Raw genomic sequence first — 17,857 nt, 5'->3', positions numbered from 1 at the left:
GGCGACGTCAGAGCAGTCTGCGGGCCCGGGCGTCCAGGTAGCGCTGCTCCGGCAGGCTCCTGGTGCGCCGCGCCGCCGCGCGGTATGCCTCCCTGGCCGCGACCGGCTCGCCCACGGCCTCCAGCAGATGGCCGCGCACGGCGTGCAGCATGTGGTGGTCGGCGAGGGCCGCGCTCTGCTGCTCCAGGGCCGCCAGCAGGTCGAGACCGGCGCGCGGACCGTGCACCTCGGCCAGGGCGACCGCCCGGTTGAGGGTGACCACCGGGTTGGGCGCGAGCCGTTCCAGCGTCTCGTACAGGGCCAGGATCTGCGGCCAGTCGGTCTTCTCCGCGGACGGCGCCTCGGCGTGGACGGCGGCGACGGCCGCCTGCACCTGGTACGGGCCGAGCCGGGTGGTGGTCAGCGCATGGGTGACCAGGGCGACGCCCTCGTCGATCTGCTCGGCGTTCCAGCGGCTGCGGTCCTGCTCCGCGAGCGGCACCAGGTTCCCCTGGTCGTCGGTGCGGGTCGCCCGGCGGGCGTCGGTGAGCAGCATCAGCGCCAGCAGGCCCTGGACCTCGCCGTCCAGCGGGGCGAGGGTGCGCAGTTGCCGGGTCAGCCGGATCGCCTCGGCGGTCAGGTCGAGCCGTTGCAGGCTGCTGCCGGCCGAGGTGCCGTACCCCTCGTTGAACACCAGGTAGAGCACGTGCAGCACGGCCTTGAGGCGTTCCGGGCGGTCCTCGGGCCCGGGCATGGCGAAGGTCGCGCCGGCGTCGCGGATCCGCTGCTTGGCGCGGCTGATGCGCTGGGCCATGGTGGCCTCGGGGACCAGGAAGGCCCGGGCGATCTCCGCGGTGCTGAGCCCGCCGACGGCGCGCAGGGTCAGCGCGATCTGCGAGGGCGCGGTGAGCACCGGGTGGCAGCAGAGGAAGAGCAGCGCGAGGGTGTCGTCGGTGCCGTCGTCGGCCCGCTCGTCCGGCGCCGGGGCCAGCAGCTCGGCCGCGGGTGTGGCCGCCACGACGCGCTGCTCGCGCTCGCGGCGGGCGCTCTCGCTGCGGATCTGGTCGATCAGCCGCCGCGAGGCCACCGTGAGCAGCCAGCCCTGCGGATTGTCCGGCACGCCCTCGTCCGGCCAGCGCAGCGCGCCGGCGAGCAGCGCCTCCTGGACGGCGTCCTCGCAGGCGTCGAACTGGCCGTGGCGGCGCACCAGCGCGCCGAGGACCCGCGGCGCGAGCCGCTGCAGCAGGTCCTCGACGCGCCGGTCGCCGGGTCGTTCCGTGGTCACAGCTGGGAGACTCCTCGCGGCGGTCGGTACCCTGCTGGGAAGCCTTCCACAGGAGGGCCGGCGCCGCACCGCAGCTCGTTCCCTCCCTCAGTCCCGCATCCGGTCGATCTGGCGGATCTTGTTGGTCGCGTCCAATGCCGCCACCTTGTAGGACTCGGCCAGGGTCGGGTAGTTGAACACGGCGTCCACCAGGTAGTCCACGGTGCCGCCGCAGCCCATCACCGCCTGGCCGATGTGGATCAGCTCGGTCGCCCCGGTGCCGAAGCAGTGCACCCCGAGCAGCCGCCGGTCCTCCGGGGAGACCAGCAGCTTGAGCATGCCGTGGGCGTCGCCGATGATCTGGCCCCGGGCCAGCTCGCGGTAGCGGGCGACGCCGACCTCGAAGGGGACGCAGTCCTCGGTCAGCTGGTCCTCGGTGCGGCCGACATAGCTGATCTCGGGGATGGTGTAGATCCCGATCGGCTGGAGCTCGGGCATCGGGTTCACCGGCTCGCCGCAGGCGTGGTAGGCCGCCGTGCGGCCCTGCTCCATGGAGGTCGCGGCCAGGGCCGGGAAGCCGATGACGTCGCCGACGGCGTAGATGTGCGGGACCGCCGTGCGGAAGTGCTCGTCCACGGGTATCCGGCCGCGCGCGTCCGCCGACAGCCCCGCCTTCCCCAGGTCGAGGGCGTCGGTCAGCCCCTGCCGTCCGGCCGAGTACATCACCGCGTCGGCGGGGATCTTCTTGCCGCTCTCCAGGACCGTCAGGGCCCCGCGCGGATGCCGCTCCACCGCCGCGACCTTCTCGCCGAAGCGGAAGGTCACCGCCAGGTCCCGCAGGTGGTACTTGAGCGCCTCGACGACCTCCATGTCGCAGAACTCCAGCATCCTGGCGCGCTGCTCGACCACGGTGACCTTGCTCCCCAGGGCGGCGAACATGGAGGCGTACTCCAGCCCGATCACCCCGGCTCCCACGATCACCATGGAGCGCGGCACCCGTTCCAGGTTGATCACGTTGTCGGAGTCCAGGATGGTCTGCTCGTCGAACTCCACCAGGTCGGGGCGGGCCGGGCGGGTGCCGGTGGCGATGACGATGTTCTGGGCCGTCAGCAGCCGTTCCTGGCCGGTCACATCGCAGACCGAGACGGTGTGGTCGTCGACGAAACGGCCCGTGCCGGCCACCAACGCCACCTGGTTGCGGGAGAGCTGACTGCGGATCACATCCACTTCCCGGCCGACCACATGCTGGGTCCTGGCGGTCAGGTCGGCGACGGTGATCTCGTCCTTGAGCCGGTAGCTCTGCCCGTAGAGGTCGCGCTGGGTCAGCCCGGTGAGGTAGAGCACCGCCTCCCGCAGCGTCTTGGACGGGATGGTGCCGGTATGGATGGACACCCCGCCGACCCGATCGGGGCGTTCGACGACGGCGACCCTGCGGCCGAGCTTGGCGGCGGCGATGGCGGCCTTCTGGCCGCCGGGTCCGGAACCGATCACGAGCATGTCGAATTCGGGCACGTTGTCGAGTCTGACAGCGGATCATGTCCCAGCGGAAGAACGGGCTGTTACGAGTGCTCGTCGGACGGTTGCGGATTCAGCACCGCCGAGTAGGCCTTGTCCTCGGAGCGCTCGCTCAGCCGCCAGCCGTCCGGGGTGCGCACCAGCGTGTCCACGTACCAGAGCCCGCACAGCAGCACCGACTCCGAGTCGGAGACGGCCATCGGGTTGTGGCACATGGTTCGGGCCGTGGCGCGGTCGCCGTCCAGGGTGACGGCGCAGTTGGCGACCAGGTGCTGGGTGGCCGAGAACAGCGGCATGGTGAGCTCCAGGAACGAGGTGACCTCGTCCACGCTGCCGCGCGGGCCGCCGAAGGCGGAGTAGTCGATGACGGCGTCGTCCGTGAACAGCTCCTTGAAGAGGGTCCACTCACGGGTGTCCACGGCATGGGCGTAACGGACCATCAGATCCTGGATCTCCAGCCGGTCGGAGATCTCCTGAAGTGTCAGCATGGCCGCCAGTGTGCGGACGGCGGCCGGAGAAGTGAAGGGCGAGGAGACGGGAACCGGGGCCGGTTACCGCGCCTCGCCGCGATAGGTGCCGAAGGACCAGCGGTTACCCTCCGGATCGCGGGCGGCGAAGTCCCTGGAGCCGTAGTCGGTGTCGTGCAACTCCGCGGTGATCTCGGCACCGGCCGCGCGGGCACGGGCGCACAGCGCGTCCGGGTCGTCGGTGACCACATAGGCGCCGAAGCCGCCCGGACGCAGCGACCAGTTGTCGGCGTCGTCGTCCGGGCGGGCGGAGCCGAGCATGATCCCACCGCCGGGCGGCCAGGCCAGCTCCGCATGGTGCACGATGTCGCCGTCGCCGTAGCGGCAGCTGACCTCAAAACCGAAGGCGTCGACCAGGAAGGCGATCAGCGCCGGGGCGTCGGCCGCCCGCAGGGTCGGCCAGACCTGGGGCGGGGGCGTCTTGTCAGTCGGCGTCTTGTCCGTTGAAGTCGTGGCAGTCATGGTGGGGACCTCCTCGTCGAGTGCCGCTCCCAGTCTGGCCCCCTCAGGCCGTCACTGCAGGACGCGGTCCAGGAACGCGCTGCTGAACACCCCGGACGGGTCAAGCGCCTTCAGGGTCGCCACCGCGGCGTCCCAGCCGTCCCCCGTGGCCTGGCCGGCCCGGTAGGAGTCGGGGATGGCGCCGCTGATGACCGAGGCGTCGGTCCAGGCGCCGGAGGAGGTGTTGGCCCACTCCTTGGACCACTCGGCGTGGACCTGCCCGTAGGCCCCCATGTTGCTGCGGATGAATGCCTCCATCTCGCCGGCGAACCGGTGGTCGTCGGGGGTCGCCGGAATGGTCGTCATGTCGAACCAGACCGCGGTGTCCCACTCGGGGTGGTCCGGGCGCGGGCGCAGGGTGGAGAGCTGGGCCCCGAGCGCGCCGGTGACCTGGCAGTCGGCCGGGTCGTCCAGGCCGGTGACCCGGATCTCCAGCGGCCCGTTCATCGGGTACAGGCCCTCGGCCGCGTACGCGGCGAGCCTGGCCGTGTAGGCGGCGTAGAACTCGCTGACGGCGCGCTGGACGTTGGCCCGGCTGGTGACGACGTTCCAGCAGGTCGAGGTGATCCGCAGGGTGGTCGGGCGGACGTAGAGCAGCACATCGCTGGACCATCCCCAGATGTCCCAGCTGGCGGTGGAGATCAGCCCGGCGCTGACGCCGGCCATCTGCGCGGCGGTGAAGCTGGGGGTGGCCGCGGCGTCGCCGCCGATGATCTGGGCCAGCAGGTCCGAGATGCCCTTGGGGACGATGTCGTTGAACGGGAAGTTGTAGGGGCCGGTGACCGCGCGGCTGGTCCACGGCTGGGTGGGGGTGGGCGTGATGACCCGCAGCCAGGGCGAGTCGGTGTTGGGGAACCAGATGCAGACCACCCGGCCCGAGCTGTTGACGTAGCTGGCCAGCGACTGCGATCCGGCGCTCGCGGGCGCGGCGAACAGGTTGGCGGCGGTGACGTTGAACCAGCTCTGGCAGCGCAGCCGCTGGTCGGCGCCGACGCGCAGGGTGACCTCGGTGACGAAGGCCCGTCCGACGTGGGTGATCAGGGCCTGGATCTGCGGGTCGGTGCGCTGGAAGGTGCGCAGCACATAGGCGGAGGAGGCCGCGTCCCAGACGACCGCGGTGAGGCTGGTGACCAGGTTGCCGACCGAGCCGTAGGTGTGCCCGGGCACCTTGGTCTCGCCGGTGGCCGGGACGCCGGTGCCGCGGCCGCCGGTGGCCAGGACGCCGCCGAGGGTGGCGGCGCCGAGCACCGGGAAGCCGGTGAGACCGTAGCCGGCGGTCTTGAGGGTGCCGAGGAAGGTGTCCATGGTGACGCCGGGCTGCGCGGTGACGCCGGCCGGGGTACTGCCGCCGGCGGCGTGGACGGTGACCGCGGTGAGGTGCTGGGTGCAGTCCACCAGCAGGGTGTTGGCGGCCGGGGTCGCCGGGTCGACCACCACCGGCGACCAGCTGTAGGCGGCGCCGAGCGGACGCAGCCGCCAGCCCTGCGCATGCGCCCAGTTGGCGAGGGTGACCACGTCCGCCGGGGTGGCCGGGGCGCAGCTCCACAGCCCGTTGACGGTGACCTCCTCGGACCAGTTCTGGAAGGTCTGCTGGTAGAGGCTGATGCCCGAGGGGAAGGACGGCGGCGTCGCCAGAGTGCTGGCCGCGCTGGCTGCCGGTATGCGTCCGAGCGGCGTCCACTGCACGGCGGTCGCGGCCAGGGCGGCCGCCGCCCCGCCGAGCAGCGTCCTGCGGCTCGGACCGGTGGCGTCATGGCTGGTCAGGTCCATTGCTGCGGCCCTCCGGGCGTCAGTCGCACCGTTTCTGACGGTACGTCAGCTGACAACCTGGAACCTTGACCCTGAGAAGTCAAGGCATACGCGGAGGGCCGCGGCAGCCGAGCCGTGTCAGGCGTTGCCCTCCGGGGTGCTCTCGTCCAGGGTGATCCGGATCGCCACGGTCCCCTCCGCGCCCCGGCGCAGCCTGCTGCCGAGCAGGGTCGCCCGGCCCAGCAGGCCGTACTTGCGCTTCAGCAGGTCGCGGTAGTGCCCGGTCTGCTCATGGGGGAGAATCTCCGCCCTGGCCGGAACGTCCTCCCCGGACCGCTTGCCGCGCACGTCGCAGGGCGCCACAAGCACCTCGGCCCGGTTGCGGATCCGCTTCACCTTGCCCGAGTCGGCGGTCGTCCACACCCCCAGCGCGTCGCCGTCGCGCACCGTCCAGACCGGGGTCGGCACCGTCCTGCCGTCCTTGCGATAGGTGGTGACCAGCAGGTACTTGCCGGAACCGAGTCGGTCGAGGGTGCTGGAGTCAGTCATGCCGACAGCCTAGAGGGCCGTCGGCCGGTTCTGCCGCGGCACGCAGAGCAGGACGGCGCGGACGTTGGCCCGGCCGGGCCGTGCCTGTCTCCGTTTCGGGGACGGGTTCGGAGGCGGCGCCGACAGCGGAGTCGGCGCGTGCGGGCGGTGGCGGGTGCGGAGACTGTAGGTGGCTTTCATGGCGCCACCGTTGCGCCCGCCCCCGCCCGTGGCTTGTTGCTGCTGCTCGCTGCGCTCGCGGGCCGCAGCAGGTCTCCCACGATCATGCGTAGCTCCTTGTGGTGCCGCGCACTCCCTGCCGGAACCGGGGTGTCCATCCGCAGAAGCGAGGGCAGGGTTCGCTCCAGCATCGTAGATGCGAGCCGGATCGGCGCATGTCCCTCTTGGTTGATTCACCAGTTCCACTGCCGGATGATCGTGGTCTCGGACAGTCGTCGCCCGTAACAGGCCGCTGATTCAATCGGCTGGTCGGGACCGGACATCGGGAGAGGAGCGGGAGCCGGATGGATCTGCACACCGTGACCGAGGCCGGGCCGGTCCACTGGGCCGAGCCCTGGCGGCCCGGCGACGCCTGGCTGGGCGGGGGCACCTATCTGTTCTCCGAGCCCCAGCCGTGGCTGCGCCGGCTGCGGGACCTCTCCACGGCAGGCTGGCCGCCGCTGACCGAGCACGCCGACGGGCTGGAGATCGCCGCGACCTGTACGGTCGCACAACTGTCGCGGCTGGTGCTCCCGGACCGCTGGGCGCACAACCAGCGGCTGGTCGAGCAGTGCTGCCGGTCCTTCGTCGCCTCGTTCAAGATCTGGAACATGGCCACCATCGGCGGCAACCTCGCCAACGCACTCCCGGCCGGCCCGATGATCTCACTGACCGCCGCCCTGGACGGGGTCTGCACCCTGCGGGCCATGGACGGCTCCGAGCGCCGCCTGCCGGTCACCGAGCTCATCACCGGCAACGGCCGCAACGCCCTCGGCGAGGGCGAGCTGCTGCGCGCCGTCACCCTGCCGGACGCCGCGCTGCGGCAGCGCACCGCCTTCCGCCGGGCCTCACTGCACGAGCACGGCCGCTCGGCCGCCCTGCTGATCGGCCGCAGCGACCCGGCGGACGGCTCGCTGACGCTGACGATCACCGCGTCGACGGTGCGCCCGGTCCGGCTGTGGTTCCCGCTGCACCCCGGCGCGGCGCAGCTGCGGGCGGCCGTGGAGGCGGCCGTGCCGCGCGGGGAGTGGTTCGACGACATCCACGGGCTCCCGGAATGGCGGCGCCATATGACGCTGCGGCTGGCCGAGGAGATCCGCCGGGAGCTGCGGGGCGCAGCGGAGGAGAGGGGCGCCGCATGCGGCTGACCGTCAACGGCGAGGAATCCGACCTGCCGGTGCGTCCGGGCCAGTGCCTGCGCACGCATCTGCGCGAGCGCGGCTGGTTCGGCGTCAAGAAGGGCTGCGACGCCGGCGACTGCGGCGCCTGCACGGTCCATGTCGACGGCGAGCCGGTGCACAGCTGCCTCTACCCGGCCTTCCGGGCCGAGGGGAGGTCCGTCACCACGGTCGAGGGCCTGGCCAGGCCGGGCGGGGAGCTGCACCCGGTGCAGCAGCGATTTCTGGACGCCCAGGGATTCCAGTGCGGTTTCTGCACGGCCGGCTATCTGATGACCACCGCCGCCCTGGACGACGAGCTGCGGGCCGACCTGCCGCGTGCCTTCAAGGGCAACCTGTGCCGCTGCACCGGCTACCGGGCCATCGAGGACGCCGTCCGCGGCCGCTGCAACGTCGAGGAACCGGAGGCCGGCGAGGCCGTCGGCCGCGGTCTGGCCGCGCCGGCCGGACCGCAGGTGGTCACCGGCGCCGCCCGCTACACCTTCGACCTGGAGGTCGAGGGCCTGCTGCACCTCAAGCTGCTGCGGTCACCGCATCCGCACGCCAGGATCCGCTCCATCGACACCGCCGCCGCGCTGCGCGTCCCGGGCGTGGTCGCGGTGTTCACCCACGAGGATGCCCCGGAGCGGCTGTTCTCCACCGCCCGGCACGAGCACCCGGACGAGGACCCCTACGACACCCGGGTCCTCGACGACATCGTCCGCTACGTCGGCCAGCGGGTCGCCGCCGTGCTGGCCGAGAGCGAGGGCGCCGCGGAGGAGGGCTGCCGGCGGATCGAGGTCGCCTACGAGCCGCTGCCGTTCGTGGTCGACCCCGAACTGGCCATGGCGCCGGACGCACCCGTGATCCACCCGGTCTCCGGGAGCACCGTGAACGCCGTCGGCGAGGTGCACGGCGAGGTCGGCGACGTCGCGGCCGGGTTCGCGCGGGCGGCCGTGGTCTACGAGGAGGAGTTCCGCACCCAGCGGGTGCAGCACGCCAGCCTGGAGACCCATGGCGCGGTCGCCTGGTTCGAGGAGGACGGGCGGCTGGTGGTCCGCTCCAGCACGCAGACCCCGTTCCTGACCCGGCGCGCCCTGTGCACCCTGTTCGACCTGCCCGAGGACCGGCTGCGAGTGCTGGCCGGGCGGGTCGGCGGAGGTTTCGGCGGCAAGCAGGAGATGCTGGTCGAGGACATCGTGGTGCTGGCCGCGCTGCGGACCGGACGGCCCGTCAAGCTGGGGTACACCCGCGCCGAGCAGTTCACCTCGGCAACCACCCGGCACCCCTTCACCGTCCGGGTCAAGGCGGGCGCCTCCGCGGACGGGCAGTTGACCGCCCTTCAGCTGCGGGTGGTGTCCAACACCGGCGCCTACGGCAACCACGGGCCCGCCGTGCTGTTCCACGGCTGCGGCGAGTCGCTGTCGGTCTACCGCTGCCCCAACAAGAAGGCCGACGGCTTCGCCGTCTACACCAACACCGTTCCGGCCGGGGCCTTCCGCGGCTACGGGCTGGGACAGGTGGTGTTCGCCATGGAGCAGGTGATGGACGAGCTGGCCCGCCGCCTGGGCATCGACCCGCTGGAGTTCCGGGCCCGCAATGTGATCGGCCCCGGCGAGCCGATGGTGACCGCAGGCGGCGAGGAGGAGGACCTGCAGATCGCGTCCTACGGCCTGGACCAGTGCCTGGACATCGTCCGCGCGGCGGCGGCCGAACCGGTGGGCGGGTCCGAGCTCCGGGACGACGGCTGGCTGGTCGGCGAGGGCGCGGCGCTGGCGATGATCGCCACCGGTCCGCCCGGCGGCCACTTCGCCGACGCGACGCTGAGCCTGCTCCCCGACGGACGCTACGACCTGGCCGTGGGCACCGCCGAGTTCGGCAACGGCACCACCACCGTGCACAAGCAGATCGCCTCGGGCGCGCTGGGCACCGTCGCCGAGCGGATCACCGTCCGCCAGTCCGACACCGACGTGGTGCGCCACGACACCGGCGCCTTCGGCTCCACCGGCACCGTGGTGGCCGGAAAGGCCGTGCTGCAGGCGGCCGGTGGGCTGGCCGAAGCGCTGCTGGCCTTCGCCGCGGAGCACACCGGCAACCCGCTCGCCGACTGCCGGCTGGAGGCGGACTCGGTCCGCTGCGGCAGCAGCCGGCGGCTGGCGCTCAAGGACCTGCACGCCGCCATGGTCGCGGCAGGGCGGGAGACCTCGGCGGCCGGCCACTGGGGCGGCAGCCCGCGCTCGGTCGCCTTCAACGCGCAGTGGTTCCGGATCGCCGTCCACCCGGACACCGGGGAGCTGCGGATCCTGCGCAGCGTCCACGCCGCCGACGCCGGCAAGGTGATGAACCCGATGCAGTGCCGGGGCCAGGTCGAGGGCGGCATCGCCCAGGCGCTGGGCGCCGCGCTGTGGGAGGAGGTACGGATCGACGAGCGCGGCACGGTGCAGACCGCGTCCTTCCGCCGCTACCACCTCCCCGCCTTCGCCGACGTCCCGCGCACCGAGGTGCACTTCATGGAGACCTCGGACGCGATCGGTCCGCTGGGCGCCAAGTCGATGAGCGAGAGCCCGTTCAACCCGGTCGCCCCGGCGCTGGCCAACGCCCTGCGGGACGCCACCGGGGTCCGCTTCACCCAGCTGCCGCTGACCCGGGACCGGATCTGGCGACGGCTCGCCGAAGCCGAAGTGGCGGCTCAGCCTGCGACGGAGGGGCACTCCGGCGGAGTGCAGTAGGGCAGCGCGTCGATCGGACAGTCCGTCAGGAAGTGCGCCAGCAGGTCGGTGAACTCCTCGATGCGCTCCATGTGCACCAGGTGGTCGGCGTCCTTGACGGTGGTGAACACCGCGCCGGGGAGCACGGCGGCCACCCCGCGCCCCAACCCGGGCGGGGTCAGCGAATCGTGCTCGCCGGTGAAGACCAGCGTCGGCACCGCCGGGACCGGCTCAGGGCGGTACCACTCGTGGCGCATCAGCCGACGGTTGTGGTCCGCCACCGCCATCTCGAACTGACGGGGCGTCTGCTCCAGGAACTGGCGGTGGATCAGCCGCCCGATCGCGGCCTGCCTGCGGATGGTCCCACTGCCGGCCGGGGCCATGAAGCGGGACACCAACTCCCTGGCCATCTCCTCGTAGCGGCCCTCGTCCAGCATGCCGAGCCAGCGGGTGGCCGCCTGCTCGTACTCGGGCGGGACCGTGGTCGTCATGCCGACCAGCACCAGGCGCTCCACCAGCTCCGGGTAGTGCTGGGCGAAGCGCAGCGCGATGGATCCGCCGAAGCAGCCGCCGAACAGGTTCACCTCGCCCAGGCCGAGGGCGTCCACCATGTGCCGGGTGGCGGCGGCCAGGAAGTCGGTGCCGTAGCGGGGCGGCAGCTGGTCGGCGTCCCCGTAACCGGGGAGGTCGACGGTCACCACGTCGCACAGCGGCAACAGCGCGGCCTGGTGCCGGATCCACGAGAAGCGGTCCTGGGACGAGCCGCCGAGCAGCAGCAGCGGCGCCGTGACGCTGTCGCCCTGCCGGACGACCCGGGCGACGTAGCGGAAGCCGTCGAAGGTCAGGGTGTGCTCGGACACCACCACCGGGGGCGCTTCCAGCTCGACCTGCGGCGGCAGGGCGGTGTCGATGGACATGTCGTGAAGCTCCCCGTGGTTCGCGGACGTCGAATCCGAAGATGTATCACCGCGAAACGGGTCCTCCCCGGCAATGTCACTCAAACGTGGTCGCGCCCCGGGACCTCCTTCGAACTCCCCTGCGCAGGCCATGCGGGGACCGGCCTGTCGGCCGGTGGGTCAGGCGCGGTGAACGGCGTCGAGGCGGGCCAGTTCGTCGCCGGAGAGCCGGATGGCGCCTGCGGCCACGTTGGCCTCCAGATGCGCGAGGTTGCCGGTGCCCGGGATGGCCAGCACGTGCGGTCCCTGGTGCAGCGACCAGGCCAGCCGGATCTCGGGGGCCGACACGCCGTGGGCGGCCGCCGCGGCGAGGACCTCGGCATCCTGGACGGCGTCGGCCGCGCCGCTCTCACCGGCGTGCCCGGCGATGGCGTAGAACGGGACGAAGGCGATGCCCTGCTCGCCGCAGGAGCGCAGCAGAGCGTCGCTCTCCGGACTCGCCGCGCCGAGACCGTACTTGTTCTGCACGCAGACCACCGGCGCGATGGCCTGGGCCTCGGCGAGATGCTCGGGGCCGACGTTGGACAGACCGAGGTGGCGGATCAGTCCTGCCTCGCGCAGCTCGGCCAGTGCGCCGAAGTGCTCGGCGATCGAACCGGGCCGCTGCCGACGGTAGTTGACCACGTCGAGGTGGTCCCGGCCGAGCTGGCGCAGGTTCTCCTCCACCTGCCCGCGCAGCTGGGCCGGGGTGGCCGCGTTCATCCAGTCGCCGTGCGGGTCCCGGCCGGGACCGACCTTGGTGGTGATCACCAGGTCGTCCGGGTAGGGCGCCAGCGCACTGTTGACCAGCTCGTTGGCGGAGCGCAGCCGGGAGAAGTAGAAGGACGCGGTGTCGAGGTGGTTCACCCCGAGTTCGACCGCCCGGCGCAGCACGGACAGCGCCCGGCCGCGGTCGCTGGGTACCGACTCGGTGTTCAGCGCCGCGCCGTACTGGGTGAGCCGCATCGTGCCGAAACCGATCCGGTTGACCGTCAGGTCGCCCAGCTTCCAGGTGCCGGCGGCCGTCGCGGTGATCGTCTCTGAGTTCATCGACCGAGTCTCCCATTCACCGGCGGCCCGTTCGATCTTCATGCCCACAATTCCGACAAAGGCCCGTTCCGGTGCGTAAACCCGGTGAACGTCGCTGGTCGGACGGCTACTCTCGAACCATGGACGATCTCGTTGCGGAACCCGGCCTCGTCGTCCTGATGTGCGGAATCGCAGGTTCCGGGAAGAGCACCTACGCCCGAGCCCTGGAGCGCCGCGGCTTCGTCCGGCTGTCCGTCGATGAGGCGATCTGGCAGCGACTCGGCCACGACGCCGCGGAATTGGCCCCCGAGGAGTACGAGCGGCTCAAGGCCGCCGTGGAAGCGGAGCAGTGGCAGGAGCTGATCCGCCTTCTCGACTCCCGGCAACCCGTCGTCGTCGACTACAGTTTCTGGAGCCGGGCCCGCCGCGACCGCTACAAGGCCCTGATCGAGAGCCACGACTGCCGCTGGGAGCTCGTCCACCTCAAGGCGGACCCGGACACCCTGCGGCGGCGCCTCGCGCCGCGCAACCAGCAGCAGGGAGCCGACAGCGTCACGGTCTCCGTGGAGCTGCTGGAGCGCTACCTCGACGGCTTCGAGGAGCCGACCGGCGAGGGCGAGCGCGTCGTCGTGCAACACTGACGCCCGGTCCGCGGTATTTCGTTCATGGCACAGCATCCGATCCGACCGGCACCAGGGGGTAGCGGCGATGGGCCAGCAGCAGATGACGTTCCGTGCCATCGAGGTGGGTGACGGTGGCGACGGCCGCTGGGCGGCTCATACGCAGCCGCTGTGGCCGGTCGCCGAGACCTGGATGACCGACGAGGGACGGACCCCGGAGGGCGCGGCCCGGGCCCGGGCGCTGTTCGAGACGCACATGCCGGAGCTGGTCCCGGCGCTCGACCGGCTCACCGGTCAGCTGGACCGTCCGCATGCCGAGACCTTCCTCACCCTCGCCACGGTGCGGCCGTTCTTCTCGGGCTGCACCCAGATCGGCGGCGAGGGCAGGCTGCTGCGCAACTACGACTTCAACCCGGACGAGTGCGAGGGGACCATCGTCTCCTCCCACTTCCTGCGCCCGGTGATCGGCATGCAGGAAGCGGTCTGGGGTCTGCTGGACGGGATGAACGACGCCGGGCTCGCGGTCTCGCTCACCTTCGGTGGGCGGTTCGTCCAGGGCCCGGGCTTCAGCATCCTCCTGGTGCTGCGCTATCTGCTGGAGACCTGCGACACCGTCGACGAAGCCGTGGCCAAGCTGGCGACCATCCCGATCTGCCTCGCCCAGAACGTCACCCTGATCGACCCCGAGCAGGCGATGACGGTGTTCGTCGGCCCCGACATCCCGATGACTCCGGCTCCGGACGCCTGCGCGACCAACCACCAGCACCTGCCGGTGCCCGACCAGCAGGAACAGTTCACCCGAACCCGGCAACGCCTCTCCGCCGTCCGCGCCTCGGGCGCCGACGTGGCCGCGATGCTGAAGCCGCCGCTCTACCAGTTCGCCTACCACGAGGGCCTGGGTACGGTCTACACGGCGGACTACCGACCCTCCGAGGGCCGGGTCACCTACCACTGGCCCGAGGAGAGCTGGGAGCAGTCCTTCGACGCCTTCACTCCCGGATCGCGCACCGTCACCCTCGGCGCCCCGTAACCGACGGCCTGACGTCACGTCACCAGCTGTTCGTTACGCCGTCAGCTTGACGGGTTGTCCGGGAAGGGTGGGCTGGGGAAGCGTTCAGGCATGACTGCCACACTTTCCATCGCGCATCTCAGTGACCCGCACATCACCACAGGCCCGCTGGGCGCCGGTCCTGCCGCCGGCCTGCACCTGGCGCTCGCACGGGTGCTGGCGCTGGAGCCGCAGCCGGTGGCGGTGGTGATCAGTGGGGACCTGGTGGACCAGGGCCGACCCGAGGAGTACGAGGAGCTGCGGCGGATCGTCGGACGGTTCCCGCTGCCGCTGCACCTGGTCGCGGGCAACCACGACAGCCCGGACGTGATGCTGGCCGCCTTCGGCGGGAGCGGGCTGCTCGCGGGCGGCGAGCACGGGGTTCACTACGCCGTGGAGCACGACCGGGCCACCGTGGTCGTGCTGGACTCCAACCTGCCGGGCAAGCCCAGTGGCCTGCTCGGCCCGGAACAGCTCGGCTGGCTGGACACGGTGCTCGGCGAGCGTCCGGACGTCCCGGCCTTCGTCGCCGTGCACCACCCGCCGATGGCGGTCGGCATCCCCTTCCTGGACGGGATGCGCCTGGAGGACGGCGATGCCCTCGCCGAGGTGGTCGCCGGGCACCCCCGGGTGGTCCGGGTTCTGGCCGGGCATGTGCACCGGCCGATCACCTGCGCCTTCGCCGGCAGCACGCTGGCGGTCGCACCCAGCACCTACCGCCAGAGCTCGCTCTCGATGACCGACGGCGCCCCCATGGGCTATCTCGACGAACCGACCGGCTTTCTGCTGCACCTGCTCACCGCCGACGGCGGCTGCGCCACCCACACCGTCCAGGTCAGCCACGCGGCCGCGCTGCTCGGGCCGTTCTGACATTTCCATCCGCACAGCGAAGTTGCGTGATTTCTTCCATCGCCGGGGCCGATGGCCAAGAATGGCTCCATGCTCGACGCTATCGACCGGGGCCTGATCCATGCCCTGCACATCGACGGCCGCGCCCCGTACGCCAGGATCGCTGCCGCCCTCGGCGTGTCCACACAGACCGTGGCCCGACGCTACCGGAAACTGCGCGGCACCATCGCGCTGCGCGTGGTCGGCCTGCCCGACCCGCACCGCGCCGGACAGGCCCAGTGGCTGGTCCGGCTGACCGCGGTCCCGCACCAGGCACAGAACGTGGCCGACGCGCTGGCCAGACGCAACGACACCTCCTGGGTGAAACTCGCCTCCGGCGGCACGGAGATCGTGGCGATCATCCACACCCCCACCGGGGCGACCGCGAGCAGCCACTCGCTGCTGCTGCGGGACATACCGCATACGGCCAGCGTCACCTCCGTCTCGGCGCACTACGTCCTGCACACCTACTTCGGCGGCCCCACGGCCTGGCGCGGACGCACCGGGGCACTGGACGAGAAGCAGCAGGCACTGCTGCGCCCGGCGGCGCCGACGCCCGAGGGCGACGCCGCGATCACCGACGCCGACGGTCCGCTGCTGGCCACGCTCCAGCACGACGGCCGCGCCGGCAACGCCGAACTCGCCGCCGCCACCGGCTGGACCCCGGCCGCCGTCGCCCGCCGGCTGGCCGAACTGCGGGCCAGCGGCGCGCTGTTCTTCGACGTCGAACTCGATGTCGCGGTCTTCGGCGCGGGCACCCAGGCCCTGCTCTGGATGGCCGTCGCCCCGGCCCAGTTGGAGCGGATCGCGACCACCCTGGCCGGCCACGAGGAGCTCGCCTTCGTCGGCGCCACCACCGGCCCCACCAACCTGGTCGCCCAGGCCCTCTGCCCCGACCCGGCCTCACTCCACCGCTACCTCACCCACCGCCTGGGCGCCCTCGACGCCATCCACACCCTGGAGACGGCGCCGGTGCTGCGCACCATCAAGGCGGCCGGCCCACTCGTGACGTACCCGGCCGGCCCGGGGCGGCCCCGATGAGCCGGACGGCGTCGGGACGGAGGGCTCGGCCGCGGGACACCCCGCCGCTACCGCCCCCTCACCCCGAGCGCCGACCCGTCACCACCAGGAACGGCGGCAGGCCCTCCCGGAGGGGCTGTTCGGCGCGGACCGGTTCGGGCGGGGCGGGTTCGGCGATGGCCTCCAGGGCGAAGCCCTGGGCCAGGAGGGCGCCGAGGTAGGTGGAGAGGGTGCGGTGCTGGTTGCCGGCGCGGCGGGCGCCCTCGGGGTTGGTGGAGCGCCAGAATCCCTCGGTCAGGTAGTCGCCGACGGTGCGGCGACGGCGGCGGGTGTCCGGGGGGTCGTCGTCGACCGCCTCGGGGGCCCAACTCGCGCCCGGGGCCTCGAAGCAGGGGTGCGGGATGGTGAACACCAGCCGCCCGCCGGGGAGCAGCACCCGCGAGACGGCGGCGAGAGCCGCCTTGAGGTCACGGACGTTGTTGAGGGAGAGCCCGGCGGTGACGCAGTCCGCCGTGCCGTTGCCGATGGTGGCGAGGGTGCAGCCGTCGTCGACCGTGTAGACGGCGCCGGTCGGGCGCTCGGCCTCGGCGATCCAGGCGTGCGCGATCATGCGCGGGGCGAGGTCCACACCCCGCACGCCGGCTCCCCTGAGAGCGAGCGCGCGGGCCACGATCCCCTCGCCGCACCCCAGGTCCACGATCCGGAGCCCGGTCAGGTCGTCCGGCAACTGCTCCAACAGGATGTCGCGCGCGAACTCGTGCATCGCGGAGCCCTTCCGCAGGCGCTCCGCGTACGAGTCGGCGATGGTGTCCCAAGTGTCAGTCATCGAGATCTGGAGCGTACGCGACAAGAGGGAGAGCGGGCCAGAAAATCCGAAGCTTCGGCGGCGGGCGTCCAGTAGGTCTACCGACCGGATGCGCGGTCTGTCGGTCCGCTACGGCAGACTGCGCGCATGCGTGATCTCGGAAAGGGCCTCGGACACCTCTTCAAGGGCCAGCGGTGGGTGGTGCGGCACGGCCGCTGGTGGGGATTCGGGCTGCTGCCCGGGCTGGTGGCGCTGGTTCTCTACATCGCGGCTCTGGTCGCACTCGCGACCTACGCGGGCGATATCGCCACCTGGGCCACCCCGTTCGCCGACAGCTGGTCCACCGACTGGCGTTCGGCGGTACGCGCGCTGCTCGCCGTACTGCTGGTCTGCGGCAGCCTGCTGCTCGCGGTCGTCACCTTCACCGCCGTCACCCTGCTGATCGGCCAGCCGTTCTACGAGTCGCTGTCCGAGCGGGTGGAGGAGATCGAGGGCGGCGCCCCGGATGCGCCGAGCCAGTCGGTCCGGCAGCAACTCGGGTTCGCCGCCCGGGAGGGCGTGGCCTCGGTGCTGCTGACCGCCGGCATCGGTCTGCTCCTGCTGGTGCTGGGCTTCGTGCCCGCGATCGGACAGACGGTGGTCCCCGCTGCCGCGTTCTGCGTCTCCGGATTCTTCCTGACCGAGCAGCTTGCGGCAGTCGCCCTGCAGCGCCGGGGCCTGAGCTTCCGTCAGCGGATACGCAAGCTGCGGAGTCGGCTAGCACTCACCCTGGGCTTCGGTGTCCCGCTGGTGCTGCTGTTCCTCATCCCCTTCGTCGCCGTGGTCGCCATGCCCGGCGCGGTGGCCGGAGCGACCCTGCTGGCACGGGAGTTGGAGCCGGCCGTGCCACCCGCAGCCGATTGACCCGTTTCCGCGATCGCTTGCGCCCCACACGCAGCACGGGAAACACTGAGGCCGGGGCGGGAATTCAGAGGTACGAGGAGACGTGCGTGGTCGCGACCGAGGTCCGACCAGGTGGGGACGCGCGGGTCCGGAGGCTGCCCGGGTCGGTGCGACGGTCCGCGCACCATGGGCTGGTGCTCACCGCCGTCGCCGTGACCGTACTGCTCGCGGCAACTGTGCTGGCGGCGTTGGCCGCGCTGGCGGGCAACGCCGTCGACCAGGGGGCGGGAGTGCGGCTGGCCGCCGACCCCAGGGCCCAGGTGCAGGTCAGTGCCGGATTTCAGGCCACCGGTCTGGCCGCTGCCGACAGGGCGGTGCGAAGCGCCACAGCGCAGGTGTTCGGCGGCGTGCCCGAGCAGACCTACCTTGGACTGCTGGGCGTCGGGCCGCTGATCGTCAACGGCGGCAATGGTGACGGCAGCA

At 72.0% G+C, this 17,857-nt stretch carries 16 protein-coding genes; 7 read left to right on the top strand and 9 right to left on the bottom strand.

The genetic code is table 11. The annotated features are described in order from the left end of the window. Positions 1-7: 7 nt before the first annotated feature. The 6 genes from ABH941_RS02050 to ABH941_RS02025 all read right to left on the bottom strand — a co-directional run bounded on the left by ABH941_RS02050 (position 8) and on the right by ABH941_RS02025 (position 6,084). Positions 8-1,264: an RNA polymerase sigma factor gene (locus ABH941_RS02050; protein ID WP_370126771.1), complete on the bottom strand. Its 1,257-nt coding sequence runs from the start codon at positions 1,262-1,264 to the stop codon at positions 8-10. 87 nt (positions 1,265-1,351) lie between these two features. Beyond that, positions 1,352-2,755 (bottom strand): Si-specific NAD(P)(+) transhydrogenase, encoded by a 1,404-nt coding sequence (gene sthA, locus ABH941_RS02045; RefSeq protein WP_370126770.1) that lies wholly within the window; start codon positions 2,753-2,755, stop codon positions 1,352-1,354. 47 nt (positions 2,756-2,802) lie between these two features. After that, positions 2,803-3,246 carry a nuclear transport factor 2 family protein gene (locus ABH941_RS02040; protein ID WP_370126769.1) on the bottom strand — a complete coding sequence of 148 codons (444 nt, stop codon included), beginning with the start codon at positions 3,244-3,246 and terminating at the stop codon, positions 2,803-2,805. Between the two features lie 63 nt (positions 3,247-3,309). Beyond that, positions 3,310-3,747 (bottom strand): VOC family protein, encoded by a 438-nt coding sequence (locus tag ABH941_RS02035; protein WP_370126768.1) that lies wholly within the window; start codon positions 3,745-3,747, stop codon positions 3,310-3,312. Positions 3,748-3,798: 51 nt separating this feature from the next. Then, complete coding sequence (locus ABH941_RS02030) at positions 3,799-5,556, bottom strand: cholesterol oxidase substrate-binding domain-containing protein (RefSeq protein ID WP_370126767.1); 1,758 nt, start codon at positions 5,554-5,556, stop codon at positions 3,799-3,801. A gap of 117 nt (positions 5,557-5,673) precedes the next feature. Then, entirely contained in the window at positions 5,674-6,084 is a 411-nt protein-coding gene (locus ABH941_RS02025; protein WP_370126766.1) for a PPOX class F420-dependent oxidoreductase, read from the bottom strand. A 503-nt stretch (positions 6,085-6,587) separates the two neighbouring features. Here ABH941_RS02025 and ABH941_RS02020 point away from each other — a divergent pair. Together ABH941_RS02020 and ABH941_RS02015 are read left to right on the top strand one after the other, a co-directional pair. Next, positions 6,588-7,430: a xanthine dehydrogenase family protein subunit M gene (locus tag ABH941_RS02020; protein ID WP_370126765.1), complete on the top strand. Its 843-nt coding sequence runs from the start codon at positions 6,588-6,590 to the stop codon at positions 7,428-7,430. Next, positions 7,421-10,168, top strand: coding sequence for a molybdopterin-dependent oxidoreductase (locus ABH941_RS02015; RefSeq protein WP_370126764.1), 2,748 nt, complete (start codon positions 7,421-7,423; stop codon positions 10,166-10,168). Before ABH941_RS02020 ends, ABH941_RS02015 begins: the two co-directional genes overlap by 10 nt. Here the strand turns inward: ABH941_RS02015 and ABH941_RS02010 are convergent. Next, entirely contained in the window at positions 10,129-11,064 is a 936-nt protein-coding gene (locus ABH941_RS02010) for an alpha/beta fold hydrolase (protein ID WP_370126763.1), read from the bottom strand. The two genes, ABH941_RS02015 and ABH941_RS02010, sit on opposite strands and share 40 nt — an antisense overlap. Before the next feature lie 159 nt (positions 11,065-11,223). Then, positions 11,224-12,132 carry an aldo/keto reductase gene (locus ABH941_RS02005; protein ID WP_370126762.1) on the bottom strand — a complete coding sequence of 303 codons (909 nt, stop codon included), beginning with the start codon at positions 12,130-12,132 and terminating at the stop codon, positions 11,224-11,226. Positions 12,133-12,251: 119 nt separating this feature from the next. Between ABH941_RS02005 and ABH941_RS02000 the strand changes: the two genes are divergently transcribed. From ABH941_RS02000 to ABH941_RS01985, 4 genes are all read left to right on the top strand, one after another. Then, positions 12,252-12,752: an AAA family ATPase gene (locus ABH941_RS02000; RefSeq protein WP_370126761.1), complete on the top strand. Its 501-nt coding sequence runs from the start codon at positions 12,252-12,254 to the stop codon at positions 12,750-12,752. 67 nt (positions 12,753-12,819) lie between these two features. Further along, on the top strand, positions 12,820-13,761 hold the full coding sequence (locus ABH941_RS01995) for a C45 family autoproteolytic acyltransferase/hydolase (RefSeq protein WP_370126760.1): 942 nt from the start codon (positions 12,820-12,822) through the stop codon (positions 13,759-13,761). Between the two features lie 90 nt (positions 13,762-13,851). Continuing rightward, positions 13,852-14,649, top strand: coding sequence for a phosphodiesterase (locus ABH941_RS01990; protein ID WP_370126759.1), 798 nt, complete (start codon positions 13,852-13,854; stop codon positions 14,647-14,649). A 69-nt stretch (positions 14,650-14,718) separates the two neighbouring features. Continuing rightward, entirely contained in the window at positions 14,719-15,708 is a 990-nt protein-coding gene (locus ABH941_RS01985; RefSeq protein ID WP_370126758.1) for an Lrp/AsnC family transcriptional regulator, read from the top strand. Between the two features lie 58 nt (positions 15,709-15,766). Here ABH941_RS01985 and ABH941_RS01980 read toward each other — a convergent pair whose 3' ends face one another. Beyond that, positions 15,767-16,513, bottom strand: a complete 747-nt coding sequence (locus tag ABH941_RS01980) for a class I SAM-dependent methyltransferase (protein WP_370126757.1) — start codon at positions 16,511-16,513, stop codon at positions 15,767-15,769. Between the two features lie 126 nt (positions 16,514-16,639). On the opposite strand from ABH941_RS01980, the gene ABH941_RS01975 reads away from it, so the two are divergent. Then, positions 16,640-17,395 (top strand): EI24 domain-containing protein, encoded by a 756-nt coding sequence (locus tag ABH941_RS01975; protein ID WP_370126756.1) that lies wholly within the window; start codon positions 16,640-16,642, stop codon positions 17,393-17,395. Positions 17,396-17,857 lie beyond the last annotated feature (462 nt).

Origin of the sequence: Streptacidiphilus sp. EB103A (assembly GCF_041261405.1) — a bacterium.
GTDB lineage: Bacteria > Actinomycetota > Actinomycetes > Streptomycetales > Streptomycetaceae > Streptacidiphilus.
This window is presented reverse-complemented; position numbering and strand designations above follow the sequence as displayed.